The sequence below is a fragment of the Paraburkholderia phenazinium genome, assembly GCF_900100735.1.
GTDB classification, from domain to species: domain Bacteria; phylum Pseudomonadota; class Gammaproteobacteria; order Burkholderiales; family Burkholderiaceae; genus Paraburkholderia; species Paraburkholderia phenazinia.
The window spans coordinates 627,891-654,426 of record NZ_FNCJ01000001.1 but is presented as its reverse complement, the minus strand read 5'-3'; the positions used below and the strand labels follow the sequence as shown (position 1 = coordinate 654,426).

The window sequence follows — 26,536 nt, the reverse complement described above, 5'->3', positions numbered from 1 at the left end:
CGCCGCGCGCACCGCAGCGAACAGATCGCCCTGATACAGGCTATGCACCAGATGCGCGATCACTTCCGTATCGGTCTGCGAGACGAACTCGTAGCCCTTGCCGCGCAGCGTCTCGCGCAATGTTTCGTAGTTCTCGATGATGCCGTTATGCACCAGCGCCAGCGCGTTGCTCGAGAAGATCGGGTGGGCGTTGTCCGTGACCGGCGCGCCGTGCGTCGCCCAGCGCGTGTGGGCAATCCCCGTGGTGCCTTCAAGGTGGCTCTCGCGCACCTGTTCGTCGAGATCCGCCACCCGCGCGACGCTGCGCGCGCGCTGCGGTTCGCCATTGGCCAGCACGGCGACGCCGCACGAATCGTAGCCGCGATATTCGAGGCGACGCAGTCCTTCGATCAGGACGGGAACGATATTACGCTGCGCAACCGCGCCAACAATGCCGCACATAGATTCTTGATCCTTAGCAGGGGGGAGGTTTCAAGGCGTGCAGAGGTCGCACGCCGGAGGCCCTTCAGCTTTTCTTTTTGATCGGACGAATGAAGCCCGTCTTGCTCGTCTGGGTCTTGTCGTTCAGCACCAACACGTTCTCGGCGACGTCCTTCCAGACCGTCGTGCCCGCGGCAATCGTCACGCCGCGGCCGACGCGCACCGGCGCGACAAACTGCGTATCCGAGCCAACAAACACATCGTCTTCGATGATCGTGCGGTGCTTGTTCGCACCGTCGTAGTTGCAGGTGATGGTGCCCGCGCCGACGTTCACGCGCGCGCCGATATCCGCGTCGCCGATATAGGTCAGGTGGCCCGCCTTCGAGCCATGGCCGATCACGGCGTTCTTCACTTCGACGAAGTTGCCGACATGCGACTCGTCCTGCAGCGACGCCCCTGGGCGCAACCGCGCATACGGTCCAAGCCCCACGTTCGCGCCGATTTCGGCGCCTTCGATATGCGTGAACGCTTCGACCCGCGTGCCCGCGCCTAGCTTCGAATCGCGGATCACGCAGTTCGGGCCGATGGTCACGTTGTCCGCGAGCGCCACATGCCCTTCGAACACGCAGTTCACGTCGATCGAGACATCGCGGCCGCATTCGAGCGTGCCGCGCACGTCGATACGCGCCGGGTCGGCCAGCGTGACGCCCGCCACCAGCAGCGCTTCGGCGACGTTGTGCTGATGCACCCGTTCCAGCTCGGCCAACTGCTGCTTGCTGTTGACGCCGAGGGTTTCCCACTCTTCATCCGGTTGCGCAGAGACGACCTCGAAACCGGCTTCGATCGCACGCTCGACCACATCGGTGAGGTAGAACTCGCCTTGGGCGTTGTCGTTCTTCAGCGCCGCGAGCCACATGCCAAGTTGCGCGGTAGGCGTCACGACAATGCCGGTGTTGATTTCAGCGATGCGCAGTTGTTCCGGCGTCGCGTCCTTCTGCTCGACGATGCGCACCACGCAGCCCGTCTGGTCGCGCACGATGCGCCCGTAACCCGACGGATCGTCGAGCGTCACGGTGAGCACGCCGTAGCAACCTTCGGCGGCACTGTCGACCAGACGCTTGAGCGTGCTGGCCCGCGTGAGCGGCACGTCGCCGTAGAGCACCAGCGTCGGCACGGTGGGATCGAGCAAGGGCAAGGCCTGCTGGACGGCGTGCCCCGTGCCGAGCTGCTGCTCCTGCACGGCAAACAGCACGTCAGGCGCGGCCACTGCCGCGCGCACAGCGTCGCCGCCATGGCCGATCACCACGACGAGCCGGGAAGGCTTGAGCGTACGGGCGGTGTCGATGACGTGAGACAGGAGCGGCCGGCCAGCCAGGGGATGGAGCACCTTGGGCAGCGCAGAGCGCATGCGCTTACCGGTGCCTGCCGCCAAAATTACGATGTTCATGGCGTCGGCGAGGGGACGAGTTTGGAGCCTGCAATTCTAGCATGCGGCCCATCACGGCAAACCAGGCCGCCGGGCGTGCGCCGGCGGCCTGCGAGCCCTGCGGCACCGGGCTCGCAGGGCCTATCGATGCTGCAACGACCTTACGTCAAAGATCGTCAAACTGCACGATGGAAATCGGCTTCGATCCATTGAACGGTGCGCCCTCGTCGGAACCGGTCGAGCACGGTTCTTCGTCGAAAGCGATATCGCCGTGCGGATCGGCCTCGCCCGTCGCGCGCAGATCGGCGAAGGGGAACAGCTTGTGATCCATCAGATGCGACGGCACGATGTTCGATAGCGCGTTGAACATGTTCTCGACGCGCCCCGGGAAGCGTTTGTCCCAATCGCGGATCAACGCCTTCATTTCCGCGCGCTTCAGATTGGGCTGGCTGCCGCACAGGTTGCACGGAATGATCGGAAATTCGCGCAACTCCGCGTATTTCTCCAGATCGGTCTCCTTCACGTAGGCGAGCGGCCGGATCACGATATTCCTGCCGTCGTCCGATTGCAGCTTGGGCGGCATGCCCTTCAGCTTGCCGCCGTAGAACAGGTTCAGCAGCAGCGTCTGCAGGATGTCGTCGCGATGGTGGCCAAGCGCGATCTTGGTGGCGCCCAGTTCCCCCGCCACGCGGTACAGGATGCCGCGGCGCAGCCGCGAGCACAGCGAGCAGGTGGTCTTGCCTTCCGGCACCAGCCGCTTGACGATGCTGTAGGTGTCCTGGTTCTCGATATGGAACGGGATATCCAGTTGCTTCAGGTATTCCGGCAGCACGTGCTCCGGAAAGCCCGGCTGCTTCTGGTCGAGGTTCACCGCCACGATGTCGAAATGAATCGGCGCGCGTTCGCGCAGGCGCATCAGCACGTCGAGCATCGCGTAGCTGTCTTTGCCGCCCGACAGGCAAACCATCACCTTGTCGCCTTCCTCGATCATGTTGAAGTCACCGATCGCCTGACCGACGAGACGCGCGAGCCGCTTGAAAAGCTTGTTGTTCTCGTAGGCTTCTTTCTGCTCGCGGCGCGTCAGAGCGGGCTTGGCGGGCCGTTCGGCGGTCGCTGCGGCGCCCTCGCCGGCCGCGAGAGTCTCAGCCGTCCCGGCGTTCAGGATGTCAGGAGCGTTCATGCCTCAATCCTCTTTGATACGGAAGACTTCGACGCCGACCGCGTCGCAGTCCGGATAGACGTCCGGCTTTTCGGTCGACACGCGGGCCGCGCGCACCTGCGGGTGCGAGAGCAGCGCGCTCACGAGGTCGTCGCAGAGCGTTTCCTGCAGATGAATGTGACCGCGTTCGACGCGGCGCGCCACGGTGGCGCGCATGAAGTCGTAGTCGACGACTTCGCGCAGCTTGTCTTCGACGGGGGTCGAGAGCGCGAGCGGCACGAACAATTCGACGTTGATCACGACGCGCTGCTCGCCGCGCTTTTCGAAATCGTGCACGCCGATATTGATGTGCACTTCGTAATTGCGCAGAAAAAGCCGGCGGCAATCGGCTAGCCGGGGGTGCGAAAGAGCGGCAAACATGGTCGTTCCAGTCAAAAAAGGCGTGCGGGGCACGCAAGGGGGCGCATCAAGACACAACGGCCTTCCCAGGCCGCGCGCATTCAGGCGCCCGTCAAAAACATCACGTCACGGGGGGACGGCACGAGGTGCTGACCACCGTCGACGACCAGCGTCGTTCCGGTCACGCCCGCCGCCTCGGCCAGATACAGCGCGGCGGCGACGATATCCTCGGGCCGCGACGCCCGGCCAAGCGGGGTGACACGATGAGCTTCGGCAAAACCTTCCGGGGTCTGATCGCCGGACTGCAACGTCAGGCCGGGCGCGAGGCCCACCACGCGCAGCTTCGGCGCCAGCGCCTGAGCCAGCGCAACGGTGGCTGTCTGCAACGCCGCCTTGGACAGCGTGTAGGACAGGTAATCCGGATTCATGTTGTACAGCTTCTGGTCCAGCACGTTCACGACCACGGCGCGCAGCGTTTCGTCGCTGCGGGCGGCTTCGGGCGTGACCTCGTACAGCATACGCGCCAGCACGAGCGGCGCGCCGAGATTGATGGCCGTATGGGTCAGCAAACGCTCGTAACCGACGTCGCGGGCGGTATCTTCGTCGAACTGGGAGGCATTGTTGACGATACACACCGGCCGGCCGAGCGCTGCCGTACATTCCGGCACGAGCCGGGCGACCTCGGCCTCGACGGCCAGATCCGCCTGCAGCGCGACCGCCCGGCGGCCGAGGGCGGCGATTTCTGCCACCACCTCGTCGGCCTCCGCCCGCGATTTTCCGTAATGCACAGCCACGTCCCAGCCCCGGCTGGCAAAGCCGAGCGCGAGCGCCCGGCCGATCCGCCGGGCGGCGCCGGTGATCAGGACGACGCGCGGAACAGCGGCCGAACGGGCGTGGACAGTGGAAGTGTCGGAGGGGACGGTCATTTACAATATGCGGATGAATCCGAAAGCTCACCAACCCGATAGTTTACCTGCTCCCGGCCCGAGCGCGCTTGCGCAGTCGGAAGCGCTGTCTGCGCAGATCCGCACGGAGATCGCGCAAGCTGGCGGCTGGCTGCCGTTCGACCGCTATATGGAGCAGGCCTTATACGCACCGGGGCTGGGCTACTACGGCGGCGGATCGATCAAATTCGGCCGCCGTCCGGAGGACGGCAGCGACTTCGTGACGGCCCCGGAGCTGTCGCCGCTGTTCGCCGCTACGCTGGCTCGACCGGTCGCGCAGGCGCTGGAAGCGAGCGGCACACGCCACGTGATGGAATTCGGCGCCGGCACGGGCAAGCTGGCGGCGGGCCTGCTGAACGCACTGGACGAATTGGGCGCCTCGTTCGAGACCTATTCGATCGTGGACTTATCGGGCGAATTGCGTGAGCGGCAACGCGAGACGATCGAAGCGCAGGCGCCGTCGCTCGCGGCGCGCGTGCGCTGGCTGGATGCGTTACCCGAGCAATTCGAAGGCGTGGTGATCGGCAACGAGGTACTGGATGCGATGCCGGTGCGGCTCTTTGCGCATGCGGACGGAGCCTGGCAGGAACGCGGCGTGACGATTCGGGACGACGGGTTCGCTTTTGCCGACCGGCCGGTGAGCGCGCCGCAGGACGTCGAATTTCTGTCGAGTCTGGAAATGGACGTCGCGTACGTAACGGAGACGCACGAAGCGGCGCGGGCTTTTACGCGAACCATCTGCACGATGCTGACGCGGGGCGCTGCTTTGCTGATCGACTATGGGTTTCCGCGGCATGAGTACTATCACGCGCAGCGTGAGCAGGGGACGTTGATGTGCCACTACCGCCACCGTGCGCATGGCGATCCGTTTTTGTATCCGGGCTTGCAGGACATTACGGCGCACGTAGAGTTTACGGGGATTGCCGAGGCGGGTGTGGATACTGGAGCAGATTTGCTGGGGTATACGTCGCAGGCGCGGTTTCTGTTGAATGCGGGGATTACAGAGGTGTTGGGGGAGATTGACCCGACCGATACCGCGCGATTTTTGCCTGCGGCGAATGCGGTGCAGAAGTTGTTGTCCGAGGCGGAGATGGGTGAGTTGTTCAAGGTGATCGCGTTTTCGCGGGGCATTGAGGAGACACTCGATGCGTTTGCGAGTGGGGATAGGACGCACACGCTGTGAACCCGTTCGGGTTGAGGGGCAGTTACGGTTTGCAACTCCGTTAGGGGATCGCGATGATTCGGTGGTTGTTGACTACGTTTGTCGCCGTGGCCATTTTGTCGAGTTGTTGGCCTTGGCTCAGGAAGTTTGGGGTTGGGCGGATGCCCGGGGATGTCACTCTGAGGATGTTTGGGAAGGAGTATCCGTTTCCGTTTATGTCCACCCTTGTTTTGTCTATGGTTTTGAGTTTGTTGGTTAAGGTTTTGTAGTGCTGGGTTTTTGATTTTGCCTCCCGGCGGGTGGGCTGTGTTCCTGCGGTGTTGGCCTTTCCTTGTATTCTTAGTGGTCTATTAGCTTCGCCCCTGTGCGGGGCGGCACTTACTTTCTTTGCCGCCGCAAAGAAAGTAAGCAAAGAAAGCGGGCTTCACTCCGCTAGCTCGTAGTGAGACATCTAGGTTTGCTAACGGAAACGGCCCAAGACGAGACCTGCCCTCGCATCTCCCACGTTAGTGACACAGCGCTCATCCACCCCACTCCGCACTACGTGCGTCGCGGCTGGGTTTGCAAGGGAAAACGGGTAAGCCACGATAGTTAGAATACCTACGGAGTTTGCAGAAGGGGGTATGCCCTTCGGCGGGGCGCGTAGCGCAACGCTGGAACGGATGACACCCTTGTCACAAACGTTTGTGGCGCGAGAGCAGGTCTCGTCTTGGGCCGTTCCCGGAGGTGTACCGAGATGGCTCACTACAAGCTGGCGGTGTGAGCCCGCTTTCTTTGCTTACTTTCTTTGCGGCGGCAAAGAAAGTAAGTGCCGCCCCGCACAGGGGCGAACCTAATAGACCACTAAGAATACAAGGAAAGGCCAACACCGTAGGCAAACCAACCAAAAACCAAGGCGCCGCAGGCAAGAGCAACGCCAAGCTACTCCTGAAGTGCAGTAGCCACCGCCCGAACCCTCTCCCTCTGCACAGCATCTTTAATGAGCTCAGGCCGATCAGCAAAACTCTTAGCCACAGCCCCGGCATCAACAGCCCGCGCAGCGACAAGAGCGACCCTAAGCCGTTCAGCCTGTGGATACTCCCGCAATTCAAACCCAAGCCGCCCGCGAGCATCCGCCTCACATGCCTGCAACGCCTCAGCAAACCGCCCAGGTTTCCGAATCGCATCACATCTCTCAAGAAGCCGCACAACCCCAGCAGCCCCCGTCTCCATGACGCGATGAATATTCCCATGCTCCCGAGCAACCAGAACCGCCAGATCCCGGCACTCATTCGGCACGCGCAGCCTCTCAGACAAAGGCTTCAGCAAATCCACACTGCGTCCTTCGTGCCCGATATGCCGTGGCAACACATCCTCGGGCGTGGTCGCCTTGCCCAGATCATGCGTGAGCGCCGCAAACCGCACCGCCAACGCATACCCCCGCGCCGCAGCGTAATCCACCACCATCATCACATGCACCCCGGTATCAACCTCAGGGTGATAATCCGCCCGCTGCGGCACACCGTACAACGCATCGATCTCCGGCAAGATCCGCGCTAGCGCCCCGCATTCGCGCAGCACCGCAAACATCCGCGATGGCTGTCGCTCCATCAAGCCGCGTGACACCTCCTGCCACACCCGCTCCGCAACCAGCGCATCCACCTCGCCCGCGCTCACCATCTTGCGCATCAGTTCCATCGTCTCCGGCGCCACCGTGAAATCGGTGAAGCGCGCCGCAAACCGCGCCACCCGCAAGATCCGCACAGGGTCTTCCAGGAACGCATCGCTCACATGACGGAACACCCGTGCCTGCAGATCGGCCTGGCCGTTGAACGGGTCGACCACGGGGCCAGTTAATGAACCATCCGGCCGCACTTCACGCGCCATCGCATTGATCGTCAGATCGCGTCGCGCCAGATCTTCTTCGAGCGTCACGTCCGGGGCGTAGAAGAACTGGAAGCCGTGGTAGCCGGCCGCCGTCTTGCGCTCGGTGCGCGCCAGCGCATATTCCTCGTGCGTCTGCGGATGCAGGAACACCGGGAAATCCTTGCCGACCGGCCGGTAGCCCTGCGCCACCATCTGCTCAGGTGTCGCGCCGACCACCACGTAATCGCGGTCCTGAACCGGCACGCCCAGCAACTCGTCGCGAATCGCTCCGCCTACTGCATAGATATTCATGCGCACGTATCGTAAGCAGGGATCACATGGGGCTCGCGCTGTGCGTCCTCAATCCACGCTCGCACGGCCGGCAACTCTGTCACGCGCCGCGCGTAAGCTGCTGCCGTATCGGACAGCGCCGGCTTCCAGGCGTTGAAGCGCATCACCACCGGTGCATACATCGCGTCAGCAATACTGAACTCGCCGAACAGAAACGGCCCGTCGTATTGCTCGAGACAGCCGCTCCAGATCGCCTCGATACGCGCGATATCGGCCAGTGTGCCAGGCGTCGCGCCCTTGCCCGCGAACGACGATGCGCGGATGTTCATCCACATGTTCGTACGCAGTTCGCCAAAGCCCGAATGCATCTCGGCGCTGATGCTGCGCGCCTTGCCACGCGCCACTGGATCACGAGGCCAGAGGGCGTGCTGCGGGAAGCGCTCGGCCAGCGTCTCGGCTATCGCCAGCGAATCCCATACCGCGAGGCCGTCGTCGTCGGAAAGATAAGGCAGCTTGCCCGAAGGCGAATGCGTCAGGATCGCGGCTTTCGTGCCGGGTTCGCCCAGTTCGATACACACTTCCTCGAACGGAATGCCGAAGTGCTTCAACAGCACCCACGGACGCATCGACCACGACGAATAGTTCTTGTCACCGATCAGAAGTTTCATGCTTCAGTCAAAGAGAAAAGATAGGAAAACATAGGTTTAGCGCCCCGCGCTGGCGCGGAACGTATTGAAGCGCGAGCGCAACGACGCGCCGGTCAGATACACGGGGGCAATCGTTTCGATGCTGGCGGGCTCGATGCCCAGTTCCGGCGCGAGCGGCCCGCTCAATACGCTCGGCACCGTCATCGAATCGAGATTGTCGCGCGAAATCACCGGCTCGCCTGGCGCCATTTCGAACGTCAGCGCCTGCAGCCGCGCCAGCGCATCCGGCAGCCGGATGATCCGCGCATGGCGGCCAATCACCTCGCCGCAATACTTCACCAGTTGTTCCAACGTATACACCGTCGGGCCGCCCAGTTCGTAGGTGCGGCCGCTCGCGGCGTCCAGATCGAGCACGTTGACGATGGCCTTCGCGACATCGCCGACAAACACCGGCTGGAACTGCGCATCCGGGCAGGCCAGCGGAATCATCGGAAATACGCGCTGCAAAAACGCGAACTGGTTGAGCAGCCTGTCCTCCGGACCGAACACAACGGAAGGCCGGAAAATCGTCGTCGCCAGCGTCGATGCATGCACGGCTTTTTCGCCGTCGCCCTTGGAGCGCAAATACATGCTCGGCCCCTTCGGGTCGGCGCCGATCGCGCTGATATGGATCAGCCGGTGCACACCCTTGCCTTCGCAGGCCGCGACGATTTTCGTCGGCAACTCGACGTGCGTCTTCGCAAATCCTGGACCATACGGCGTGCCGCGTCCGTCATGCAGCGTGCCTACCAGGTTGATCACCGCGTCGGCGTTCTCGACGAAACGTGCGAGCTGAACCGGATCGAACACGTCGGCTTCGATCACGTCGATGGGCAGCAGGGTGAGGTGGCGCGCGTTGTAGCGGCGGCGGGTGGCAATGCGAACGTCTTTGCCGAGTTCGACGAGCGCGTTGACGAGATGGCTGCCGATAAAACCGGAGCCGCCGATGATCGCAATGGCTTGATGTCGCATTTCCGACTCCCTGGTGGAAGCCGCGGCAACGGCTGGAGTGAGGCGCCGCCGCGAGGGACGCGGCGGCACGACGCTTACGGCGCGATATAACCCAGGCGCGCCTTCAGCGATTGCGGATGGCCTTCGAACAGTGCCGCATAGTAGACCGTGTTGGACAGCACATTCTTGACGTAGTCGCGGGTCTCGTTGAACGGAATCGTCTCCGCGAAGATCGCTCCCTCGACCGGGCGTGCCAGCCCTTCGCGCCAGGCCTTCGGACGGCCCGGGCCGGCGTTGTAGCCAGCGGTGGCGAGCACGGCTGACCCATCGAACTGATTGTAGATCATCGACAGGTAGTTGGTGCCGAGCAGGATGTTGGTGTTGATGTCGTTCATCTGCTCACGCGAGATCGGGCCCAGGCCGATCTTCTTCGCCACCAGTTGCGCCGTGCCCGGCATCAACTGCATCAGGCCGCTTGCACCCACGTCCGAACGCGCATTCATGATGAAGCGCGACTCCTGGCGAATCAGCCCATACGCCCACTCGACATCAAGGCCGTTGGACTGCGCATCGCGCTCGACGATATCGCGGAACGGCGACAGGTAGCGCAGCGAGAAGTCGTGTTCGGCCTTCGTGCGGTCGGCTGTGTTGACGGTGCGGTCATACAGTTCGATACGGCGCGCGTACTCGGCGACGGCCAGCAGCTGGCGGTCGCTCATGGTGCGCAGCGGCCAGTTCCACTCGCGGTTGCCTTCGAGCCGCAGGTTAAGCTGGTAGAAGCGCTGGGCGAGCGCGAAGCCCGGTGTATTGGCCGCTTGCTGCACTTCGGCGTCCGACACAGTGGTCTTCGGCGGCACGGTGATCTTCTGGCCCAGTTCCTCCGAGGCAAGTTGCCCGTAGAAGTTATAGCCCGGCGCGATCGATTCGAATTCCTGGTTGGCCTGAACCGTGTTGCCCGCTTCCTTCAGCGCGCGAGCGTGCCAGTAGACCCAGGACGGCTGGCTGCGCAGCGCGGCCGGCATCTGCTCGATCGACCAGCGCACCATCGTCCAGTCGCCGGCCAGCAGCGCGCTACGCGTACGCCATTCGTAAGCCGGATTGGACAGGGGCGCATTCGCCGACAGCCGGTACCAGTCCACTGCGGTCGACATCTGCTTGGCAGCCGCCTGGTAGGCAATCGTGCCCCAGCCGATCGCGCGCTCCGGCGAACTCAACGACGGCGCCACCGATGCGAAGGTCGCCGCGGCCATCGCCGGGTCGTTGCGCGCCATCCGCGTGATCGCCAGCAGGGCCAGTTGATGCGACTGCGTATCGGGTCCGACGCCGCGCGCCAGCAGCAACGGCGGCGTGCTCGCCGCCTGATCGAACAGCACCGGGTCGGGGCGCTGGTTGCCGAGCGCGTCGACCAGCTTGCTGCCGGTGCTGGTGTAGTTCTGTTCGTAGGCAAGGCGGATCTGCTGCCAGACGTCGTCCGAGCTGAACTGCTGGTTCACGGCAAGTGCGGTGACGAGATCGATACAGCCGTCGCCATACCATTTCGGATCGACCAGCAGCGCGCGCGCCGCGTCCGCCACGTTCTCGCCGTGCGCCGCACGCGATTCGAGCGCATAGCACTTGACCTGCGTATCGTCGTTGAGCACGAAGCGCGCGTATTGCTGGTCGAAGTTATTCCAGTCGTGACGCGCACCGAGCACCACCAGATAGTCGTTGCGCAGCCGGTCGGCAATCGCCTGGCCGTCGTACTTCTGCAGGAACGACAGCACCGGCGCGTCCGGCGCGTCGACGTTCGCATGCCCGGTCGAATCGAACAACTGCGGCTTGAGCTGGAAGTACTCCACATACCCCGGCGCCGGATAGTCCGGAATCATCGCCGCTAGCTGGGCCGTCCGCGCAATGTCGTTATTGCGCGCCGCTTCGCGCAGCTGCACGAAAATCTGATCGTCGTTGGAGAGTTGCGAAAGCGGAACAGGCTTCACTGCGGAGGCCGTGCTGCACGCGACGAGTGCCGCAGCGGCGAGCGCAAGACCGACCGCGCGATATACTCGAAAGAGGCGTTTTGACATCGTTGTTTCTGGAGCGCGAATTGAGCCCAAGCATAGCACGCAACCCCCTTCCGGAATCGAAAAACGCGCTCCGAAAAAGGCTGCTGGAAGCACGTCTGCAAGCGGCTCTCGAGCCGGCCGCCGAGGAGGCGCTGAGCCGCCGCCTGCTCGACGCATTGAAGCTTCATGAACCGGCTTGTGTGGGGTTTTACTGGCCGTTGCCGGGCGAATTCGACGCGCGCGCGGCAATCGCCATCTGGCTTGCGCTTGGCGCGCACCGGCAAGCCAGTCTCCCGGTGGTCAGAAACCGCGGCGAGGCCCTGCAGTTCCACGCATGGGCGCCGGACACGCCGATGAAGATCGGCCACCACCGGATTCCCGAACCCGCTACCGAGGTGATCGTCACGCCCGACCTGCTGTTCGTGCCGTGCGTGGGCTTCGACGCCGCCGGCTACCGGCTCGGCTACGGCGGTGGTTATTACGATCGCACGCTGGCGACATGGCCCGGTGCGACCCGTCCGGTCACGGTCGGCGTCGCCTACGAAGCCTGCCGCACCGACGTGCTACAACGCGAAGCCCACGACATCCCGCTCGACCTGATCGTCACCGAAGCCGCCAGCTATCCCCTGCCGGCGTAGCCAGAGCACCACGGCACAACCAGCGCCGGGGGTCGAACCAGCCAGCCGGCCAGGCATCACAGCGATGCTGCCGCCCGCGCCGCCGTGTCGTACAGTCCCGAGGCGTTGCGCATCAGTTGCGCGGCCTCGCCGATCTGCTCATTCGTCAGACCGCTCTCCCTGAGCGTGGCGATCAGACAGCTCTCACGCACCTCACGGTACTTGAGACAGAGATTGCGCCCAGCCTCCGTGGCCGAAAAGAACACTTCCTTGCCGGTCTTTTCGCTTTTTACATACCCTCTAGCTACCAGCTTCTTCAACGCGTAAGTGGCGACGTGGGTGTCCTCGATGTTGAGGACGAAGCAGATATCGGCGAGTTTCTTGCGGCGCTCGCGATGGCTGACGTGATGCAGCAGCGACACCTCGATGGCGGTCATGTCTTTTTCGCCCGCGGCCGACATGCATCGCACCATCCAGCGGTTGAATGCGTTGCTCGCCATGATGAGCCCGTACTCCAGCTCGGACAGCTCCGCGCTCGATTCAGACACGAGATGTTCCGAGGAGACGATTTTGGTCGGTTGGCGCGACATGACAGGTGTTCTCGCTACACGAATGAAAGTGAAGTCCCCAAGCCCGCAGCCTCACCGCAAGCAAACGGCAGGCGAAACGGTGGGCAAAACAGCAGGCAATTGGCAGACAAAAGCTGGGGTGGTCCGGCATTTTCTTGAGAGCGCAGTGTACGCCGAGCGCCCCAAAAGCGATGCCTGGAAAAAACTCTTATTGATAAATTGTCGATATTTTATAGAGAATGTACTCTATGCATCACAGATAGCGTTCCTGGCGCCGATAACCAGTCATGAGCGGTGCAGTTCCACTTTGGCACCTTTGCAAGGTTCTCCGACCCGAATGAAGCAGCGATGACCCAACCACGAATCTTTCAGTTCGGCGACGCCGCGCTCGTCTGCGAGGCGCCCGCGCCGGCCACACTCGCCTGCCAGCAGCGCGTCTGGGCCGCTGCCGCGGCGGCGCGCAACTGGCCGCACGTGCTCGAGGTGGTGCCCGGCATGAACAACCTGACCATCGTGTTCGATCCGCTGGAGGCGGATAGCGCCGCGCTCGCCAACCAGTTGCAGGCCGCGTGGGACGCCAGCGGCGACGCGCCGGCCGCCGGCCGCGAAGTCGAGATTCCGGTGCAGTACGGCGGCGAGTTCGGTCCTGACCTGCAGGTCGTGGCCAGTCACACCGGCCTGTCGGTCAAAGAAGTGGTCCAGCGGCATACGGCCGGTGAATATGTGGTGTTCTTCCTCGGCTTCCAGCCCGGCTTCGCCTATATGGGCGGCCTCGAAGAAGCGCTGCATACGCCGCGCCGCGCGTCGCCGCGGCTCGAAGTGCCGGCGGGATCGGTGGGGATTGGCGGCGAGCAGACTGGCATCTATCCGGCCACCTCGCCGGGCGGCTGGCAACTGATCGGCCGCACCCCGGCGCCCTTGTTCGACCCCACCCGTACCCCGCCCACCCTGCTGCAGCCAGGCGACCGGGTGCGCTTCACCGTTGCGGGGATCGACGCATGATCGATGTCATTCGCGCGGGTCTCCTGACCACGGTTCAGGATCTTGGACGGCATGGCTACCGGCACCTCGGCGTCGCGATGGGCGGCGCGCTCGACCGCCTGTCGCTTGAGGTGGGCAACCGTCTCGTCGGCAACCGGCCGGACGCTGCCGGGCTCGAGGTCACGTTTGGGCCGACCGTGCTACGCTTTCCTCGCGCCACCCGGATCGCGATCACCGGCACCGAATTCGGCGCCACGCTCGACGGCAAACCGGTCTATTCATGGTGGAGCCTGCCGGTGCAAGCCGGCCAGGAACTGACACTGCAAGCGGCGAAGCGCGGCATGCGCGGCTACGTCGCGATCGCCGGCGGCATCGACGTGCTGCCCATGCTCGGCTCGCGCAGCACCGACCTTGCCGGACAATTTGGCGGCCTCGGCGGCCGTGCCCTGCGCGACGGCGACCGTCTGCCGGTTGGCGTGCCGTCGGCGCGCGCCGGCAGCGGCTTTAGTCCGCAGTCGCCCGAATTCGGCGTGAAGGCGCCGGCCTGGTGCAAGTTCGTGCTGGTCCACGAGCCGCTGCGGCGCGGCCGGCATCCGTCCGGCGTCGCCTGGGCAGTGCCGATCCGCGTGCTGCAAGGACCCGAATACGAGCAATTCCCGGCTGCCGCTCAAGAGGCGTTCTGGTCGGACGAATGGCTCGTTACGCCCAACAGCAACCGCATGGGCTACCGGCTCGCCGGTACCGAACTCAAACGCACGCGCAACACCGACCTGCTTTCGCACGCCGTCGTGCCGGGCACGATCCAGGTGCCGCCGAACGGCCAGCCGATCGTGTTGCTGAGCGACGCGCAGACCACCGGCGGTTATCCGAAGATCGGCGCGGTAATTCAGGCCGATCTGTGGAAGCTCGCCCAGGTGCGCCTGAACGGTGCGATCCGTTTCATCCCGACCACGCCTCACGAGGCGCGTCAGGCGTTAGTTGAAGAAAGAACGTATTTGCGGCAGATCGATGCCGCAATCGCGATGCATGAAGAGCGCTGCGCACGCCAACCGGCGGTAGCAGCGTTGTAAGACCCAGTAGAGGAAATTATGGAAATCGATTTGAACGCCGATCTCGGCGAGGGTTGTGGCTCCGATGAGGCGCTGCTCGACCTCGTCAGTTCGGCCAATATTGCGTGCGGCTGGCACGCGGGCGGCGCCAATGCGATGCACGACTGCGTGCGCTGGGCTGTCCGGAAAGGCGTCTCGATTGGCGCGCATCCGAGTTTCAACGACCCCGAGAACTTCGGCCGCAAGGAAATGGACCTGCCCGCCAGCGAGATTTACGCGGGCGTGCTGTACCAGCTCGGCGCGCTCTCGGCGATTGCCCAGGCTGAAGGCGGGCGTATCGCGCACGTCAAGCCGCACGGTGCGCTCTACAACCAGGCCGCGCGCGACCCGAAGATCGCCGATGCAATCGTCTCCGCGGTGCACGACTTCGATCCGTCGGTGGCGGTGTTCGCGCTTGCCAATAGCGGCCTCGTGACCGCCGCCCGCGAAGCCGGTTTGATCGCCATCGAAGAAGTGTTCGCCGATCGCGGCTATCGCGCCGACGGCTCGCTCGTGCCGCGCAAGGAGCCGGGCGCACTGCTCGACGACGAAGACGAGGTGCTCGAACGCACCCTCGCGATGGTGCGCGAGCAACGCGTGCAAGCCGTCGACGGCCGCTGGGTGCCGCTCAACGCGCAGACCATCTGCCTGCACGGCGACGGTCCGCATGCACTGGCGTTTGCGCGTCGTATCCGCAGCGCGCTCGAAGACGCCGGCATCGAAGTTCACGCGGCCAACGCCGCGCGCGCCTGAGCCTGAGCGAGCCGCGCGACGGTCAACCACGGAGTACGCAACGCCCCGCCTCGCGCGGGGCGTTTGCCAGGTGCAGTACGTCGCAAATCCGGACAAGGCCTGAGACAGGACCAGGAGCGCGTCCTTAGCAACGCCTTAAGCAACACCTTAAGCACCAACCTGGGCAGCAGCCTCAGCACGAACCAGTAGTAGACGAAACCGCAGTACACGAAGCCGTACCCGCAGCAGAGCAGGCAGTAGCAGACGCAGACGCAGACGTGGATGTAAAAGCAAAGGCAATTGCAGTGGATTGACGCGGCCATCCAGAGCCGCGCACAGCAAGACGGCACAGGGCATAGTCCGACGCCGCCTCACGTTAGCCGCCATCAGCGGCAAGGTTAGCAACCCTGTTTGGAGATCCTGATGCAGACAGCAGTCAATCTATGGCCGCTTATAGGCGTGGCCGTGATCATCGTAGGTTTTGTGTTGCGCTTCAATCCAATGCTGATCGTGGCCGCCGCCGCGATCATTACCGCGCTGGCCGCGCACTTTCCACCCGAGAAAATCCTCGCCGCTATCGGCACAGGTTTCATCAAGACGCGCAATATCCCGCTGATCATCCTGCTGCCGCTGGCGGTGATCGGTCTGCTCGAACGGCACGGGCTGCGCGAACGAGCGCAGACGTGGATCGCCGGCATCAAGGCGGCCACAGCCGGGCGCCTGCTGATCGTCTACCTGCTGGTGCGCGAACTGACGGCGGCGGTCGGCCTGACCGGCCTCGGCGGCCATCCGCAGATGGTGCGTCCGCTGATCGCGCCGATGACCGAGGGCGCCGCCGAAAGCCGCTACGGCAAGCTCACCGATGCAGTGCGCCACCGCCTGCGCGCGTTCGCCGCCGCTACCGATAATGTCGGCCTGTTCTTCGGCGAGGACATCTTCGTCGCCTTCGGCGCAATCGTGCTGATGACCACTTTCCTGCGCGAAGCAGGCATCGAGGTCGAACCGATCCACGTGGCCGTCTGGGGCATCCCCACCGCGATCTGCGCGTTCCTGATTCACGGCTTCCGCCTGTACCTGCTCGATCGCAGGCTCGACCGCGAACTGCGCGGCAACGCCGCAGCGAAAGCGGCAACGCAGAGCCCGTCCGCGACAGGAGACAAGGCATGACGCTCACCATCAACTACCTGTTCTGGCTGCTCGGCATCGTGCTGCTGATCATCGGCGGCATGATCCTCACCGACAAAGACCACCCGCGCCGTCTGACCGCCGGCGGCTTCTGGATCCTGTATGCGCTGATCTTCCTGGCCGGCGATCTGGTGCCGCCTTCCGTGGTCGGCGTGCTGGTGATCGCGATGGCGCTGATCGCCGGGTTCGGCGGCGTGACGGCGGCCAAACCCAAGGTGCTGTCGCTGGAGGCTCGTCAGGCGAGCGCGGCGCGCCTCGGCAACAAGCTGTTCATTCCAGCATTGACGATTCCGGTCGTCACCGTCGTGATCACGCTGGCGGCAAGCCATCTGATTTTCGGTGGCACGCCGCTGATTGAGCAAAAGAACGTCACGCTGATCGGCTTCGGCATCGGCTGCATCATCGCCCTCGCGGTGGCCTGCGTGATGACGCGCGACACGGTCGGTCAATCGATGAAGGAAGCACGCCGCCTCGTCGATGCGCTGTCGTGGGCCGCCGTGCTGCCGCAGATGCTCGGCATGCTCGGTCTGGTGTTCTCCGACGCGGGCGTCGGCAAGGCCGTCGCACACGTGACGACCGCCTATATCAACCTCGACTACCGGTTCGTCGCGGTGGCCGTGTACTGCATCGGCATGGCGGTGTTCACGATGGTGATGGGCAACGGCTTCGCTGCATTCCCGGTGATGACGGGTGGCGTGGGCGTACCGATTCTGGTCGGCGTGTTCCACGGCAACCCGGCGGTGATGGTGGCGATCGGCATGTTCTCGGGCTACTGCGGCACGCTGATGACGCCGATGGCCGCGAACTTCAACATGGTGCCGGTCGCGCTGCTCGAACTGCCGGACAAGAACGCGGTGATCAAGGTGCAGGTGCCCACGGCGCTGTCGCTGCTGGTGGTGAATATTTTCCTGCTGAATTTCCTGATGTTTCTGTAGGACATGGCTGCGTCCGCGTCGGCGCAGTCACGGGCGCAGGACCGGATGCAATCCCGGAGGCGGCACCGGACACGGCGATTTTGCGATAGCAAGGTCCCGCGCAACCCCATACCGTGACGCCCTGTCGCGGAAAATTAGGATGTGTCTGATCGAACCGGAAAAGCTTGAGACATAAGCTGGTGGACGTTATCCGATCCACCAGCCGGCGCGCGCAAGACGGGCGCGCCGACGCTCTCAAGCGGGTTCTTCATGGAACAGCATCTTCATAGCGGTGACGCACGCCACGACGCGGCCGCACCGTCCTACCTCGCCGCCGTGCTAGCCCACGCGTTCGATCTGCATCGCGCAGGCCAGCTCGATCAGGCCGCACCGCTCTACCAGGAAGCCCTGGCAATCGATCCGCGGCAAGCCGAAGCGCTGCACTATTTCGGCGTGCTGCAGCATCAGCGGGGCGCTCATAGAGCCGCTGCCGATCTATTGGATCAGGCGCTAGAACTGGAGCCTGCAGACGCCGTGTGCTGGAGCAACCGTGGCCTGGTGGCCGCGGCGCTCGGCCAGCATGACGAGGCCGAGCGGTGCTACTGGCAAGCACTGCAATTGCATCCCAAGTTCGCCGACGCGCGCAATAACCTCGGCGTCACGCTGCAGGCGCAAGGCGAGCTAGAAGGCGCGGTGCGTCAGTATCGCGAGGCCATCGCGCTCCAACCTTTATCGGTGGACGCGCATCTGAACCTCGGCACCGCGCTCGCCAAACTCGAGCGCTACGACGAGGCGCTCGAGTATTACGAACAGGCGCTCGCGCTCGATCCGTATTCCGCCGAGGCCCACTTCAGTGCCGGCAATGCGCTGAACGCCAAAGGCGACAGCGCAGCGGCTATCGCACGCTTTCGGCGCGCCATCGAGCTTCGACCCGGCTTTGCGAATGCGCATGTCAATCTGGGCAGCGCGATCGGCAAGCTCGGCAACTACGCCGAAGCCGAGCAACAGTACCGCTACGCGGTTGCGCTCAAGCCGAACCCGACCAACCTGGTGTGCCTCGGCGGCTCGCTTGGCGCACAAGGGCGGCTCGACGAAGAGGAAGTGTTTTACCGCCGCGCGTTGGAGATCGACCCGGGCTATGTCGACGCTCATCAGAACCTTGCGTGGCTGCTGCTCAAGCGCGGCGATTACGCGCAAGGCTGGGCGGAGTTTGCGAAGCGTTGGCGCCCGCTCGACTATGCCGCGATTGCCGTGGAAGGCGTGCCGGAATGGCATGGCGAGCCGCTCGACGGCCGCCGCATCCTGCTGGTTGGCGACCAGGGGTTCGGCGATCAGTTGCAGTTTTTGCGCTTTGCACGCGTGCTTGAACAGCTTGGTGCTGAAGTCGATGTTTGCGTGCGCGAGCCGCTTGTGCCGCTCGCAGAGCGTGTGCCCGGGGTGCATCGCGCGTGGAGCGGCAAAGCCGAAGGTCGTTACGACTTCTGGGCGCCGCTGATGAGCGTGCCGTCATGCATCGGCACCGAGGTGGCGACGATTCCCGCTGACGTGCCGTATCTGTTCGCCGACGAGGCCAAAGTGCAAGCGTGGCGTGAGCGCGTGGCGAGCGTGGCAGGTTCACGACGCAAGGTCGGTCTGGTGTGGGCTGGCAGTCCGACGTTCGGCAACGACCGCTATCGTTCGATGCATTTCGCGGATCTCGCGCCGCTGGGCGAGCTGAAGGATATCGCGTGGTTCTCGCTGCAGAAGGGCCCAGCCGAGGCGCAACTCGTCGAGGCACCTGAAGCGTTCCGGCCATACGACTTCAGCGCCGAACTGCACGATTTCACGGAGACGGCCGCGCTGGTGATGAATCTGGATCAGGTGATCGCCGTCGATACGGGCGTCGCGCATCTAACGGGCGCACTAGGAAAGCCTGTATGGATCATGCTGCCGGCCAACTCGGACTGGCGCTGGCTGGAGCGCCGCAGCGATTCGCCGTGGTATCCGGCCGCGCGGTTGTTCAGGCAGGGTGTGCTGGGGGATTGGAAGCCACTGGTGAAGAGCGTCGTTGAGGCGCTGCGGCAGGGAAAGAAACAGTAAAGGCAAAACCGCCGCAGGATCAGCTACGGGCGGCACGGAGAACCTGCGGCGAGCGCAAGCCCAGCCCCCTCACCCCGCCTCCACCACAAACCCATGCTGCCGCAACAACTGCAGCACGCCCTTCGGCCCACCCAAATGCAGCGCCCCGACTGCCACGAACACCGGCTTGTTCGGCCCGGCAATCAACAGCATCCGCGCGACGAAACGCCGGTTCCGTTCATACACGATCTTGTTGTCAATCGAATCGGACACCCGCTTGTTGCGCGCCAGCACTTCCGACTTGGCGGCCTGCCACGCCGCAATCGCATCCGCATCCCCCACCCGCCAGAGCCGGTGCAAGGTCTGCACATCGGCGAGGTTTTCAGCCGGCGTCTGCACCAGGTCCTGCGCCAGCATCTCACGCTGCTGCGCAGACGACAGGCTCGTGAACGAGCGCATCTGCTCGCCAAGCGTCTCGAGCCCGACAATCTTGCCGCGCGTGCGCAGATAAACGTTCTGCAACTGCGCCTCGGTGCCGTATTCGGTCTGCAGCCCCGCACTTAGGGAATCGTAGGTTTCGACCAGCAGCGAAGCGAGCCACGGCCGCATTCTCTTGATTTCATCGAGCGCCGCCGGATTGTCGCGCAAGCGGACTTCTAGCTTGTGCCATAGCGATTCCGGCAAATACGTCGGCAGACACTCGCTGCGGCACACGCCGTATTTCGACACATCGTCCTGCGACACCAGCAGATCGTCAGGTGAGAGTTCCAGCGCCAGCGTCGGGGAAGCGGCGAGCGCGGCCAGAATCTGCGGGCGGAACGGCTGGTTCGGCGGATAGTCGGCCGGATCGCCGACATGCAGCGTGCCGAGTATGTAGATGGTGGTGGTGCCGCGCGTCGCGACATAGAACGGCATGCGCGCCGGCTGCGTGCGCACCGGACCGCCCGTCGTCGTGCTCGACGAATACCGCGGCGGATTGAAACCAGGCAAAGTCGCACGCGGCTGAGCTGGCGAACTTTGTGGAAGAGGCGCGGCGGGAACCGGCAAGGCCGGCCGGCCGCTCTGCGCCGGGGTAGTCGCAGCCGCGCCCGCAGCATACGCCGTGGCGACAGGCCAGACAGGACCGAAAGAGAGGCTGGCGAGCATGGCACAACCTGGCAGCCACGCTCGCCAGCGCCGCGCGAAAACGGTGTGACAGCCGCCTTCACGCAGGCGGCGCGCAGGACGACGCGCCGCCAACGCTTCAGGCATCCACGTCCCCCACCTCCTCGGCGCGGTGGCACGACACCTGACGTCCATCCACTTCACGCAGCTTCGGTTCCTCGCTGCGGCAGCGCTCGATCGCATACGGGCAGCGCTGATGAAACGTGCAGCCCGAGGGCGGATTGAGCGGCGAGGGCATCTCGCCTTGCAGCTTGATCTTGATGCTGCGATCCGCTTCGAAGATAGACGGCGTCGCCGACATCAGCGCCCGCGTGTAGGGATGGCGCGGATTCGAGAAAATCCGCTTCTTGTCGCCGAGTTCGACCACGCCGCCGAAGTACATCACCATCACGTCGTCGGCAATGTGCTCCACCACCGAGAGGTTGTGCGAGATGAACACGTAGCTGGTCTTGAACTGCTCCTGCAGATCCATGAACAGATTGAGAATCTGCGCCTGGATCGACACATCGAGTGCGGAGACCGGTTCGTCGGCCACGACGATCTGCGGATCGAGAATCATCGCCCGCGCAATCGCCACGCGCTGCCGCTGACCGCCCGAGAACATATGCGGATAGCGTTTGGCGTGCTCCGGCCGCAGGCCGACGGTGCGCATCATCTGCGCGATCCGCTCGGCGCGTTCGGTCGGGCTCAACTGGGTGTTGATGGCGAGCGGCTCGCCGAGCGTCTGCTCGACGGTCTTGCGCGGATTCAACGACGCAAACGGGTTCTGGAACACCATCTGCACGCGCCGCCGCAGCGCGGCGATGCGCGTGTGATCGGCACCGGCCACGTCTTCGCCGTCGATCATCAGACGGCCGGCCGTCGGCGCTTCGATCATGGTCAACTGACGCGCGAGCGTCGATTTGCCGCAGCCGGATTCGCCGACTACCGCGAGCGTCTTGCCGCGATCGAGCGAAAACGACACGCCGTTCAACGCCTTGACGGTGCCATGGCCGAACATGCCGCGTCGCACCGAGTAGTGCCGCGCCAACTGGTCGGCGACCAGCACGTGGTCGCCCGTCTGACTCGCCTGGCGGCGCGTTTCGGGTACTGCATTCATCGTGCGCCTCCCTGAGTGTGGACGTTGGCATCGCCGGTAAGATTCAGCGGTTTGATACAGCGTACCCTGGTCGCCTCGATATGGCCCGCGAGCGGGGCAAGCTCTGGGCGCGCCTTGGTGCAATCATCCACCACGTATTTGCAGCGCGGCGCGAACAGACAACCCTTGGGCCGGTCGTCGCGGCCCGGCACCATGCCCGGCAACGCCGCCAGCCGCACCGCGCCGACATTGTGCTCGGGAATCGCCGCCAGCAGCGCTTCCGTGTAGGGGTGATGCGGCGCAGCGAAGATATCGGGCACCTTGTTGGTCTCGATCACCTCGCCCGCATACATCACCGCCACGCGCTGCGCCACTTCGGAGACCACGGCCAGATCGTGCGAAATCAGCACGAGCGCCATGCCGCGCTCTTTCTGCAGTTTCACCAGCAGTTCCATGATCTGCGCCTGGATCGTCACGTCGAGAGCGGTGGTCGGCTCGTCGGCAATCAGCAGCTTCGGATTGCAGGCCACCGCCATCGCGATCATCACGCGCTGGTTCATGCCGCCCGACATCTGGTGCGGAAACGACATGATCCGATTCTTCGCATCGGGAATGCCGACCTGGTCGAGCAGTTCGAGCGCACGTTTGTGCAGCTCGGCGCCGCGCAGCCCTTCGTGCAGCTTCAACACTTCCTTGATCTGATAGCCGACGGTGTAGCTCGGATTCAGACTCGTGAGGGCGTCCTGGAACACCATCGCGATGTCTTTGCCGATGATCTTGCGGCGTTCCTTCGGCGAGGCTTTCAGCAGGTCCTTGCCGTCGAAGGTGACCTCGTCGGCGCTGACCTTGCCCGGTGCGTCGATCAGGCCCATCAGGGCCATCATCGTCACGCTCTTGCCCGAGCCCGATTCACCCACGACGCCGACGACTTCGCCCGGCGCCACGTCCAGGTTAATGCGGTCGACAGCCGGCAGGCCGTTGAAGTTAACCGCCAGATTGCGGATGGTGAGTAAGTTGCTCATGTCATGCCATCCGCTTCAGTTTGGGGTCGAGCGCGTCGCGCAGCCCGTCGCCGAGCAGGTTGATCGCCAGCACCGAGATCACGATGGCGAGGCCAGGCAAGGTGACGATCCACCAGGCGTTATCGATGTAGTCGCGTGCCGACGCGAGCATCGCGCCCCACTCCGCCGCCGGCGGTTGCACGCCGAGGCCGAGAAAGCCGAGCGCGGCGGCATCGAGAATCGCCGAGGAAAAACCGAGCGTGGCCTGCACGATCAGCGGTGCGGTGCAGTTCGGCAGCACTTGCGAGAACATCAGGCGCAAGGTGCCGGCGCCTGCCACGCGCGAGGCCGTCACGTATTCCTTCTGCAACTCGCCAAGCGCCGAGGCCCGCGTCAGACGGACATAACCCGGCAACGCCACGATTGCGATAGCAAACATCGTGTTGAAGAGCCCCGGACCGATGATCGCCACCACCGCCACTGCGAGCAGCAGCGAGGGCAGCGCGAGCAGCACGTCCATGATGCGCATGATCGGCGTATCGGCCCACTTCTCGAAGAAAGCGGCAATCAGCCCGAGCACAACGCCCGGAATCAGCGCCAGCACGACCGAGACGAAGCCGATCCAGAACGACAGGCGCGCGCCGTACATCAGGCGGGACAGCATGTCGCGGCCCGCTTCGTCGGTGCCGAGGATGAACTTCCAGTTGCCGCCGTCGAGCCAGGCGGGCGGGATCTTCACGTAGTCGCGGTATTGCTCGATCGGGCTGTGCGGCGCGATCCACGGCGCGAAGATCGCGATGAAGATCAGCACCAGCACGATCACACCGGCGGTCACTGCACCGCGATTGCGGGAGAAGTTGGCCCAGAACTCACGGGCGGCGAGTGCCCGGCCGCTTGGCGGGGTCACTGCCTGGGGGACTGTGTTTTGAATGTCAGCCACGGTTTTACCTCGTATGGCGAATGCGCGGATTCAACACGCCGTACAACAGATCGACGATCAGATTCACGACGATCACGAGTGTGGCAATCAACAGGATACCGCCCTGCACGACCGGATAGTCGCGCCGGCTGATCGCGTCGATCAGCCACTTGCCGATACCCGGCCAGGAGAACAGCGTCTCGGTCAGCACGGCGCCGGCGAGCAAGGTGCCCACCTGCAGGCCAATCACGGTCACCACCGGAATCAGCGCATTACGCAGCGCATGCACGACGATCACGCGCCCGGGCGGCAAGCCCTTGGCGCGCGCCGTGCGGATATAGTCTTCGCGCAGCACTTCGAGCATCGACGAGCGCGTCATGCGGGCCACGACCGCCAGCGGAATCGTGCCGAGCACGATGGCCGGCAGGATCAGATGGCTCAAGGCCGACTTGAACGCGCCTTCATCGGTCGACATCAGCGAGTCGATCAACATGAACCCGGTGACGTGCGGAATGTCGTATTCGACCGCGATGCGGCCCGACACTGGCGTCCAGCCGAGTTTCACCGAGAACAGCATGATGAGGATCAAGCCCCACCAGAAGATCGGCATCGAATAGCCGGTCAGCGCCGTACCCATCACGCCGTGATCGACCACCGTGCCGCGCCTTAAAGCCGCGAACACGCCGGCCGGCAGCCCGACGATCAGGGCGAACAGCATCGCGCAGATCGACAGCTCGACGGTGGCGGGAAAGCGCGCGAGGAACTCGTCCATCACGCTGGTGTTGGTGATGATCGACATTCCCAGATCGCCGTGCACCGCACGTCCGAGATAGTGGAAGTATTGCAGCGGCAGCGGCTCGTCGAGCCCCAGGCGGTGCATGGCGGCCGCGTGCATGGCCGGGTCGACACCACGCTCACCCATCATCACTTCGATGGGATCGCCGGGTATCAGGTGAATGAGCGCAAACGCAAGGATCGTGATGCCGATGAAGGTCGGAATCACCATACCAATGCGGCGCAAAACGAAGCGGAACATGGTTCGTCCCTATGGTCTTGATGAACGGAAAAACACAACCGGCGACGAGGGCTTGTGACCCCGGTCGCCGGACCATTTCGACCAGTTTTCTAACCGTGCGAAAAGCGGACTGCGTCAGTTTTACTTACTGCGAGCCTCCCGGTGCGCCTTGCGGCTCACCGTCAGGCTCGCCTTACGGCCAGGCTTATTGCACGCCCACACCGTCGAAGCGCAGGTAACCGAGCGGCTCGATACGCATATCGATCACCTTCTTGCTGACCGGCTGGTACACCGTCGAGTGCGCGATCGGCGAGAACGGCAGTTGCTGCGCGAAAATCTGCTGCGCCTGCATGTAAATCTTCGTGCGCTCACCCTGATCGGCGGTCGTGCGGCCCTTCTGGATCAGGTCGTCGAACGGCTTGTAGCACCACTTGCCGAAGTTGTTGCCGTTCATCGCTTCGCAGCCGAGCAGCGTGCCGAGCCAGTTGTCCGGATCGCCGTTGTCGCCGGTCCAGCCAATCAGCATCGTGTCGTCCTCACCCGCGTGAGCGCGCTTGATGTACTCACCCCATTCGTACGTAACGATCTTCGCGCGCACGCCGATCTTGGCCCAGTCGGCCTGGATCATTTCCGACATCAGGCGGGCGTTCGGGTTATACGGACGCTGCACCGGCATCGCCCACAGCGTGATGTCGAAACCGTTCGAGAGACCGGCCTTGGCGAGCAGCGCCTTGGCCTTGGCCGGATCGTACGACTGGCTCGGCAGGTTCTTGTCATACGACCATTGGGTCGGCGGCATCGGATTGGTGGCCGACTGGCCTGCGCCCTGGTAGACCGAATCGATGATCGCCTTCTTGTTGATCGCCATGTCGAGAGCCTGACGCACTGCGAGCTGGTCGAGCGGCTTGTGCTGCACGTTGTACGACAGGTAACCGAGGTTGAAGCCTGGCTGCGACGGCATCGCGATATTGGCTTCCGTCTTCAGCGGCGCGACATCGGCCGGACGCGGATAGCTCATCACCTGGCACTCGTCGCGCTTCAGTTTCTGCACGCGCACGCCGGCATCCGGCGTGATCGCGAAGATCAGCTTCGAGATCTTCACGTCGCCCTGCTTCCAGTAGTCAGGATTGCCGTCGAAACGGATCGTTGCGTCCTTCGTGTAGCTGCGGAAAATGAACGGGCCCGTGCCGACCGGCTTCTGGTTGAGGTCGGGAGCCTTGCCGGCCTTGAGCAGCGAATCCGCATACTCAGCCGACTGGATCGAGGCAAATTCCATCGCCATGTTCTGGATGAACGGTGCGTTGGTTTCCTTCAGCGTAAAGCGCACGGTGTACGGATCGACCTTTTCGACCTTCGTGATCAGCTTGTCGAGGCCCATGTCCGTGAAGTACGGGAACTGTGCCGGGTAAGCCTTGTTGAACGGCATGCTCGGGTCGAGCATGCGGGTGAACGTGAAAACGACGTCGTCCGCGTTGAATTCGCGGCTCGGCTTGAAGTACGCCGTGGTCTGGAACTTGACGCCGTGGCGCAGGTGGAACGTATAGGTCTTGCCGTCCGGCGAGACATCCCAGCTTTCGGCGAGACCCGGCTCGACCTTGGTGCCGCCGCGCTCGAATTCGACGAGGCGGTTATAGACCGTGAAGGTGTTGGCCGTGAAATCGGTGCCCGTGGTGTATTGGGCTGGGTCAAAACCCGCGGGGCTGCCTTCTGAGCAGTAGACCAGGGTTTTATTCGGAATCTCGGCACGCGCGACACTCGCGCCCACCGCCGATGCCGCTGCGGCTGCGACGAGCGTCGTGATCCGCGCGGCGCGCAACAGATTGTTTTGCTTCATGTTTCCTCCAGGTTCGATGCCGGCTTGCACCAGCGTAGCGCGATCTTACTTGAGCA

Annotated in this window: 25 protein-coding genes; 9 read left to right on the top strand and 16 right to left on the bottom strand. The window is 63.8% G+C overall.

The genetic code is table 11. The annotated features are described in order from the left end of the window. The 5 genes from BLQ92_RS02955 to BLQ92_RS02935 all read right to left on the bottom strand — a co-directional run. Positions 1-441: class II glutamine amidotransferase (locus tag BLQ92_RS02955; RefSeq protein ID WP_176860726.1), on the bottom strand; the 441-nt coding region annotated here is incomplete at its 3' end. A gap of 64 nt (positions 442-505) precedes the next feature. Further along, complete coding sequence (gene glmU, locus BLQ92_RS02950; RefSeq protein ID WP_090681539.1) at positions 506-1,867, bottom strand: bifunctional UDP-N-acetylglucosamine diphosphorylase/glucosamine-1-phosphate N-acetyltransferase GlmU; 1,362 nt, start codon at positions 1,865-1,867, stop codon at positions 506-508. Between the two features lie 145 nt (positions 1,868-2,012). Then, a complete protein-coding gene (gene ttcA / locus BLQ92_RS02945; RefSeq protein ID WP_090681537.1) occupies positions 2,013-3,026 on the bottom strand; it encodes a tRNA 2-thiocytidine(32) synthetase TtcA in 1,014 nt (337 codons plus the stop codon). A gap of 3 nt (positions 3,027-3,029) precedes the next feature. After that, on the bottom strand, positions 3,030-3,425 hold the full coding sequence (locus tag BLQ92_RS02940) for a dihydroneopterin aldolase (protein WP_090681536.1): 396 nt from the start codon (positions 3,423-3,425) through the stop codon (positions 3,030-3,032). Positions 3,426-3,505: 80 nt separating this feature from the next. Next, positions 3,506-4,330 (bottom strand): SDR family oxidoreductase, encoded by an 825-nt coding sequence (locus BLQ92_RS02935; protein ID WP_090681534.1) that lies wholly within the window; start codon positions 4,328-4,330, stop codon positions 3,506-3,508. A gap of 13 nt (positions 4,331-4,343) precedes the next feature. Here BLQ92_RS02935 and BLQ92_RS02930 point away from each other — a divergent pair, with 13 nt between their 5' ends. Next, positions 4,344-5,531 (top strand): class I SAM-dependent methyltransferase, encoded by a 1,188-nt coding sequence (locus BLQ92_RS02930; protein WP_090681532.1) that lies wholly within the window; start codon positions 4,344-4,346, stop codon positions 5,529-5,531. A 53-nt stretch (positions 5,532-5,584) separates the two neighbouring features. Next, a complete protein-coding gene (locus tag BLQ92_RS02925) occupies positions 5,585-5,779 on the top strand; it encodes a DUF2905 domain-containing protein (protein WP_090681531.1) in 195 nt (64 codons plus the stop codon). A gap of 652 nt (positions 5,780-6,431) precedes the next feature. On the opposite strand, the gene BLQ92_RS02920 is transcribed toward BLQ92_RS02925, so the two are convergent. The 4 genes from BLQ92_RS02920 to BLQ92_RS02905 form a co-directional block, all read right to left on the bottom strand. Continuing rightward, a complete protein-coding gene (locus BLQ92_RS02920; RefSeq protein WP_090681529.1) occupies positions 6,432-7,667 on the bottom strand; it encodes a multifunctional CCA addition/repair protein in 1,236 nt (411 codons plus the stop codon). Next, positions 7,664-8,314 (bottom strand): glutathione S-transferase family protein, encoded by a 651-nt coding sequence (locus BLQ92_RS02915; protein WP_090681527.1) that lies wholly within the window; start codon positions 8,312-8,314, stop codon positions 7,664-7,666. Before BLQ92_RS02915 ends, BLQ92_RS02920 begins: the two co-directional genes overlap by 4 nt. A gap of 36 nt (positions 8,315-8,350) precedes the next feature. Further along, positions 8,351-9,304 carry a complex I NDUFA9 subunit family protein gene (locus BLQ92_RS02910; RefSeq protein WP_090681525.1) on the bottom strand — a complete coding sequence of 318 codons (954 nt, stop codon included), beginning with the start codon at positions 9,302-9,304 and terminating at the stop codon, positions 8,351-8,353. A 74-nt stretch (positions 9,305-9,378) separates the two neighbouring features. Continuing rightward, complete coding sequence (locus BLQ92_RS02905; protein WP_090681523.1) at positions 9,379-11,346, bottom strand: lytic transglycosylase domain-containing protein; 1,968 nt, start codon at positions 11,344-11,346, stop codon at positions 9,379-9,381. 20 nt (positions 11,347-11,366) lie between these two features. Between BLQ92_RS02905 and BLQ92_RS02900 the strand changes: the two genes are divergently transcribed. Continuing rightward, positions 11,367-11,963, top strand: coding sequence for a 5-formyltetrahydrofolate cyclo-ligase (locus tag BLQ92_RS02900; protein WP_244106011.1), 597 nt, complete (start codon positions 11,367-11,369; stop codon positions 11,961-11,963). 56 nt (positions 11,964-12,019) lie between these two features. Here BLQ92_RS02900 and BLQ92_RS02895 read toward each other — a convergent pair whose 3' ends face one another. Next, entirely contained in the window at positions 12,020-12,532 is a 513-nt protein-coding gene (locus BLQ92_RS02895; RefSeq protein ID WP_090681521.1) for a winged helix DNA-binding protein, read from the bottom strand. A gap of 327 nt (positions 12,533-12,859) precedes the next feature. Here BLQ92_RS02895 and pxpB point away from each other — a divergent pair, with 327 nt between their 5' ends. From pxpB to BLQ92_RS02865, 6 genes are all read left to right on the top strand, one after another. Continuing rightward, positions 12,860-13,513 (top strand): 5-oxoprolinase subunit PxpB, encoded by a 654-nt coding sequence (pxpB, locus tag BLQ92_RS02890; protein ID WP_090681519.1) that lies wholly within the window; start codon positions 12,860-12,862, stop codon positions 13,511-13,513. Next, positions 13,510-14,562: a 5-oxoprolinase subunit C family protein gene (locus BLQ92_RS02885; protein ID WP_090681517.1), complete on the top strand. Its 1,053-nt coding sequence runs from the start codon at positions 13,510-13,512 to the stop codon at positions 14,560-14,562. Before pxpB ends, BLQ92_RS02885 begins: the two co-directional genes overlap by 4 nt. Before the next feature lie 18 nt (positions 14,563-14,580). Then, a complete protein-coding gene (gene pxpA, locus BLQ92_RS02880) occupies positions 14,581-15,333 on the top strand; it encodes a 5-oxoprolinase subunit PxpA (protein WP_090681515.1) in 753 nt (250 codons plus the stop codon). Between the two features lie 402 nt (positions 15,334-15,735). Beyond that, positions 15,736-16,479, top strand: coding sequence for a DUF969 domain-containing protein (locus tag BLQ92_RS02875; RefSeq protein ID WP_090681512.1), 744 nt, complete (start codon positions 15,736-15,738; stop codon positions 16,477-16,479). Further along, positions 16,476-17,432, top strand: coding sequence for a DUF979 domain-containing protein (locus tag BLQ92_RS02870; protein ID WP_090681509.1), 957 nt, complete (start codon positions 16,476-16,478; stop codon positions 17,430-17,432). The genes BLQ92_RS02875 and BLQ92_RS02870 overlap by 4 nt, the downstream gene beginning before the upstream one ends. 249 nt (positions 17,433-17,681) lie before the next feature. After that, the gene (locus BLQ92_RS02865; RefSeq protein WP_090681506.1) at positions 17,682-19,490 is read left to right on the top strand and encodes a tetratricopeptide repeat protein; all 1,809 of its coding nucleotides are present in this window, start codon (positions 17,682-17,684) and stop codon (positions 19,488-19,490) included. A 69-nt stretch (positions 19,491-19,559) separates the two neighbouring features. Here BLQ92_RS02865 and BLQ92_RS02860 read toward each other — a convergent pair whose 3' ends face one another. The 6 genes from BLQ92_RS02860 to BLQ92_RS02835 form a co-directional block, all read right to left on the bottom strand. Beyond that, positions 19,560-20,720 carry a TraB/GumN family protein gene (locus tag BLQ92_RS02860; protein WP_090681503.1) on the bottom strand — a complete coding sequence of 387 codons (1,161 nt, stop codon included), beginning with the start codon at positions 20,718-20,720 and terminating at the stop codon, positions 19,560-19,562. After that, on the bottom strand, positions 20,713-21,732 hold the full coding sequence (locus tag BLQ92_RS02855) for a peptide ABC transporter ATP-binding protein (RefSeq protein ID WP_090681501.1): 1,020 nt from the start codon (positions 21,730-21,732) through the stop codon (positions 20,713-20,715). The genes BLQ92_RS02860 and BLQ92_RS02855 overlap by 8 nt, the downstream gene beginning before the upstream one ends. Continuing rightward, positions 21,729-22,733, bottom strand: coding sequence for an ABC transporter ATP-binding protein (locus tag BLQ92_RS02850; RefSeq protein ID WP_090681498.1), 1,005 nt, complete (start codon positions 22,731-22,733; stop codon positions 21,729-21,731). Before BLQ92_RS02850 ends, BLQ92_RS02855 begins: the two co-directional genes overlap by 4 nt. A 1-nt stretch (position 22,734) precedes the next feature. Next, positions 22,735-23,652: an ABC transporter permease subunit gene (locus BLQ92_RS02845; protein ID WP_090681495.1), complete on the bottom strand. Its 918-nt coding sequence runs from the start codon at positions 23,650-23,652 to the stop codon at positions 22,735-22,737. 4 nt (positions 23,653-23,656) lie between these two features. Further along, the gene (locus tag BLQ92_RS02840; protein WP_090681493.1) at positions 23,657-24,667 is read right to left on the bottom strand and encodes an ABC transporter permease subunit; all 1,011 of its coding nucleotides are present in this window, start codon (positions 24,665-24,667) and stop codon (positions 23,657-23,659) included. 184 nt (positions 24,668-24,851) lie between these two features. After that, positions 24,852-26,480 (bottom strand): ABC transporter substrate-binding protein, encoded by a 1,629-nt coding sequence (locus BLQ92_RS02835; protein ID WP_090681490.1) that lies wholly within the window; start codon positions 26,478-26,480, stop codon positions 24,852-24,854. Positions 26,481-26,536 lie beyond the last annotated feature (56 nt).

What these genes read in the sequence shown, in the direction of transcription:
- glmU (WP_090681539.1), bottom strand. Translation starts at nt 1,867, where the DNA reads ATGAACATCGTAATTTTGGCGGCAGGCACCGGTAAGCGCATGCGCTCT.
- ttcA (WP_090681537.1), bottom strand. Translation starts at nt 3,026, where the DNA reads ATGAACGCTCCTGACATCCTGAACGCCGGGACGGCTGAGACTCTCGCG.
- BLQ92_RS02940 (WP_090681536.1), bottom strand. Translation starts at nt 3,425, where the DNA reads ATGTTTGCCGCTCTTTCGCACCCCCGGCTAGCCGATTGCCGCCGGCTT.
- BLQ92_RS02935 (WP_090681534.1), bottom strand. Translation starts at nt 4,330, where the DNA reads ATGACCGTCCCCTCCGACACTTCCACTGTCCACGCCCGTTCGGCCGCT.
- BLQ92_RS02930 (WP_090681532.1), top strand. Translation starts at nt 4,344, where the DNA reads ATGAATCCGAAAGCTCACCAACCCGATAGTTTACCTGCTCCCGGCCCG.
- BLQ92_RS02925 (WP_090681531.1), top strand. Translation starts at nt 5,585, where the DNA reads ATGATTCGGTGGTTGTTGACTACGTTTGTCGCCGTGGCCATTTTGTCG.
- BLQ92_RS02920 (WP_090681529.1), bottom strand. Translation starts at nt 7,667, where the DNA reads ATGAATATCTATGCAGTAGGCGGAGCGATTCGCGACGAGTTGCTGGGC.
- BLQ92_RS02915 (WP_090681527.1), bottom strand. Translation starts at nt 8,314, where the DNA reads ATGAAACTTCTGATCGGTGACAAGAACTATTCGTCGTGGTCGATGCGT.
- BLQ92_RS02910 (WP_090681525.1), bottom strand. Translation starts at nt 9,304, where the DNA reads ATGCGACATCAAGCCATTGCGATCATCGGCGGCTCCGGTTTTATCGGC.
- BLQ92_RS02905 (WP_090681523.1), bottom strand. Translation starts at nt 11,346, where the DNA reads ATGTCAAAACGCCTCTTTCGAGTATATCGCGCGGTCGGTCTTGCGCTC.
- BLQ92_RS02895 (WP_090681521.1), bottom strand. Translation starts at nt 12,532, where the DNA reads ATGTCGCGCCAACCGACCAAAATCGTCTCCTCGGAACATCTCGTGTCT.
- pxpB (WP_090681519.1), top strand. Translation starts at nt 12,860, where the DNA reads ATGACCCAACCACGAATCTTTCAGTTCGGCGACGCCGCGCTCGTCTGC.
- BLQ92_RS02885 (WP_090681517.1), top strand. Translation starts at nt 13,510, where the DNA reads ATGATCGATGTCATTCGCGCGGGTCTCCTGACCACGGTTCAGGATCTT.
- pxpA (WP_090681515.1), top strand. Translation starts at nt 14,581, where the DNA reads ATGGAAATCGATTTGAACGCCGATCTCGGCGAGGGTTGTGGCTCCGAT.
- BLQ92_RS02875 (WP_090681512.1), top strand. Translation starts at nt 15,736, where the DNA reads ATGCAGACAGCAGTCAATCTATGGCCGCTTATAGGCGTGGCCGTGATC.
- BLQ92_RS02870 (WP_090681509.1), top strand. Translation starts at nt 16,476, where the DNA reads ATGACGCTCACCATCAACTACCTGTTCTGGCTGCTCGGCATCGTGCTG.
- BLQ92_RS02865 (WP_090681506.1), top strand. Translation starts at nt 17,682, where the DNA reads ATGGAACAGCATCTTCATAGCGGTGACGCACGCCACGACGCGGCCGCA.
- BLQ92_RS02860 (WP_090681503.1), bottom strand. Translation starts at nt 20,720, where the DNA reads ATGCCTGAAGCGTTGGCGGCGCGTCGTCCTGCGCGCCGCCTGCGTGAA.
- BLQ92_RS02855 (WP_090681501.1), bottom strand. Translation starts at nt 21,732, where the DNA reads ATGAATGCAGTACCCGAAACGCGCCGCCAGGCGAGTCAGACGGGCGAC.
- BLQ92_RS02850 (WP_090681498.1), bottom strand. Translation starts at nt 22,733, where the DNA reads ATGAGCAACTTACTCACCATCCGCAATCTGGCGGTTAACTTCAACGGC.
- BLQ92_RS02840 (WP_090681493.1), bottom strand. Translation starts at nt 24,667, where the DNA reads ATGTTCCGCTTCGTTTTGCGCCGCATTGGTATGGTGATTCCGACCTTC.
- BLQ92_RS02835 (WP_090681490.1), bottom strand. Translation starts at nt 26,480, where the DNA reads ATGAAGCAAAACAATCTGTTGCGCGCCGCGCGGATCACGACGCTCGTC.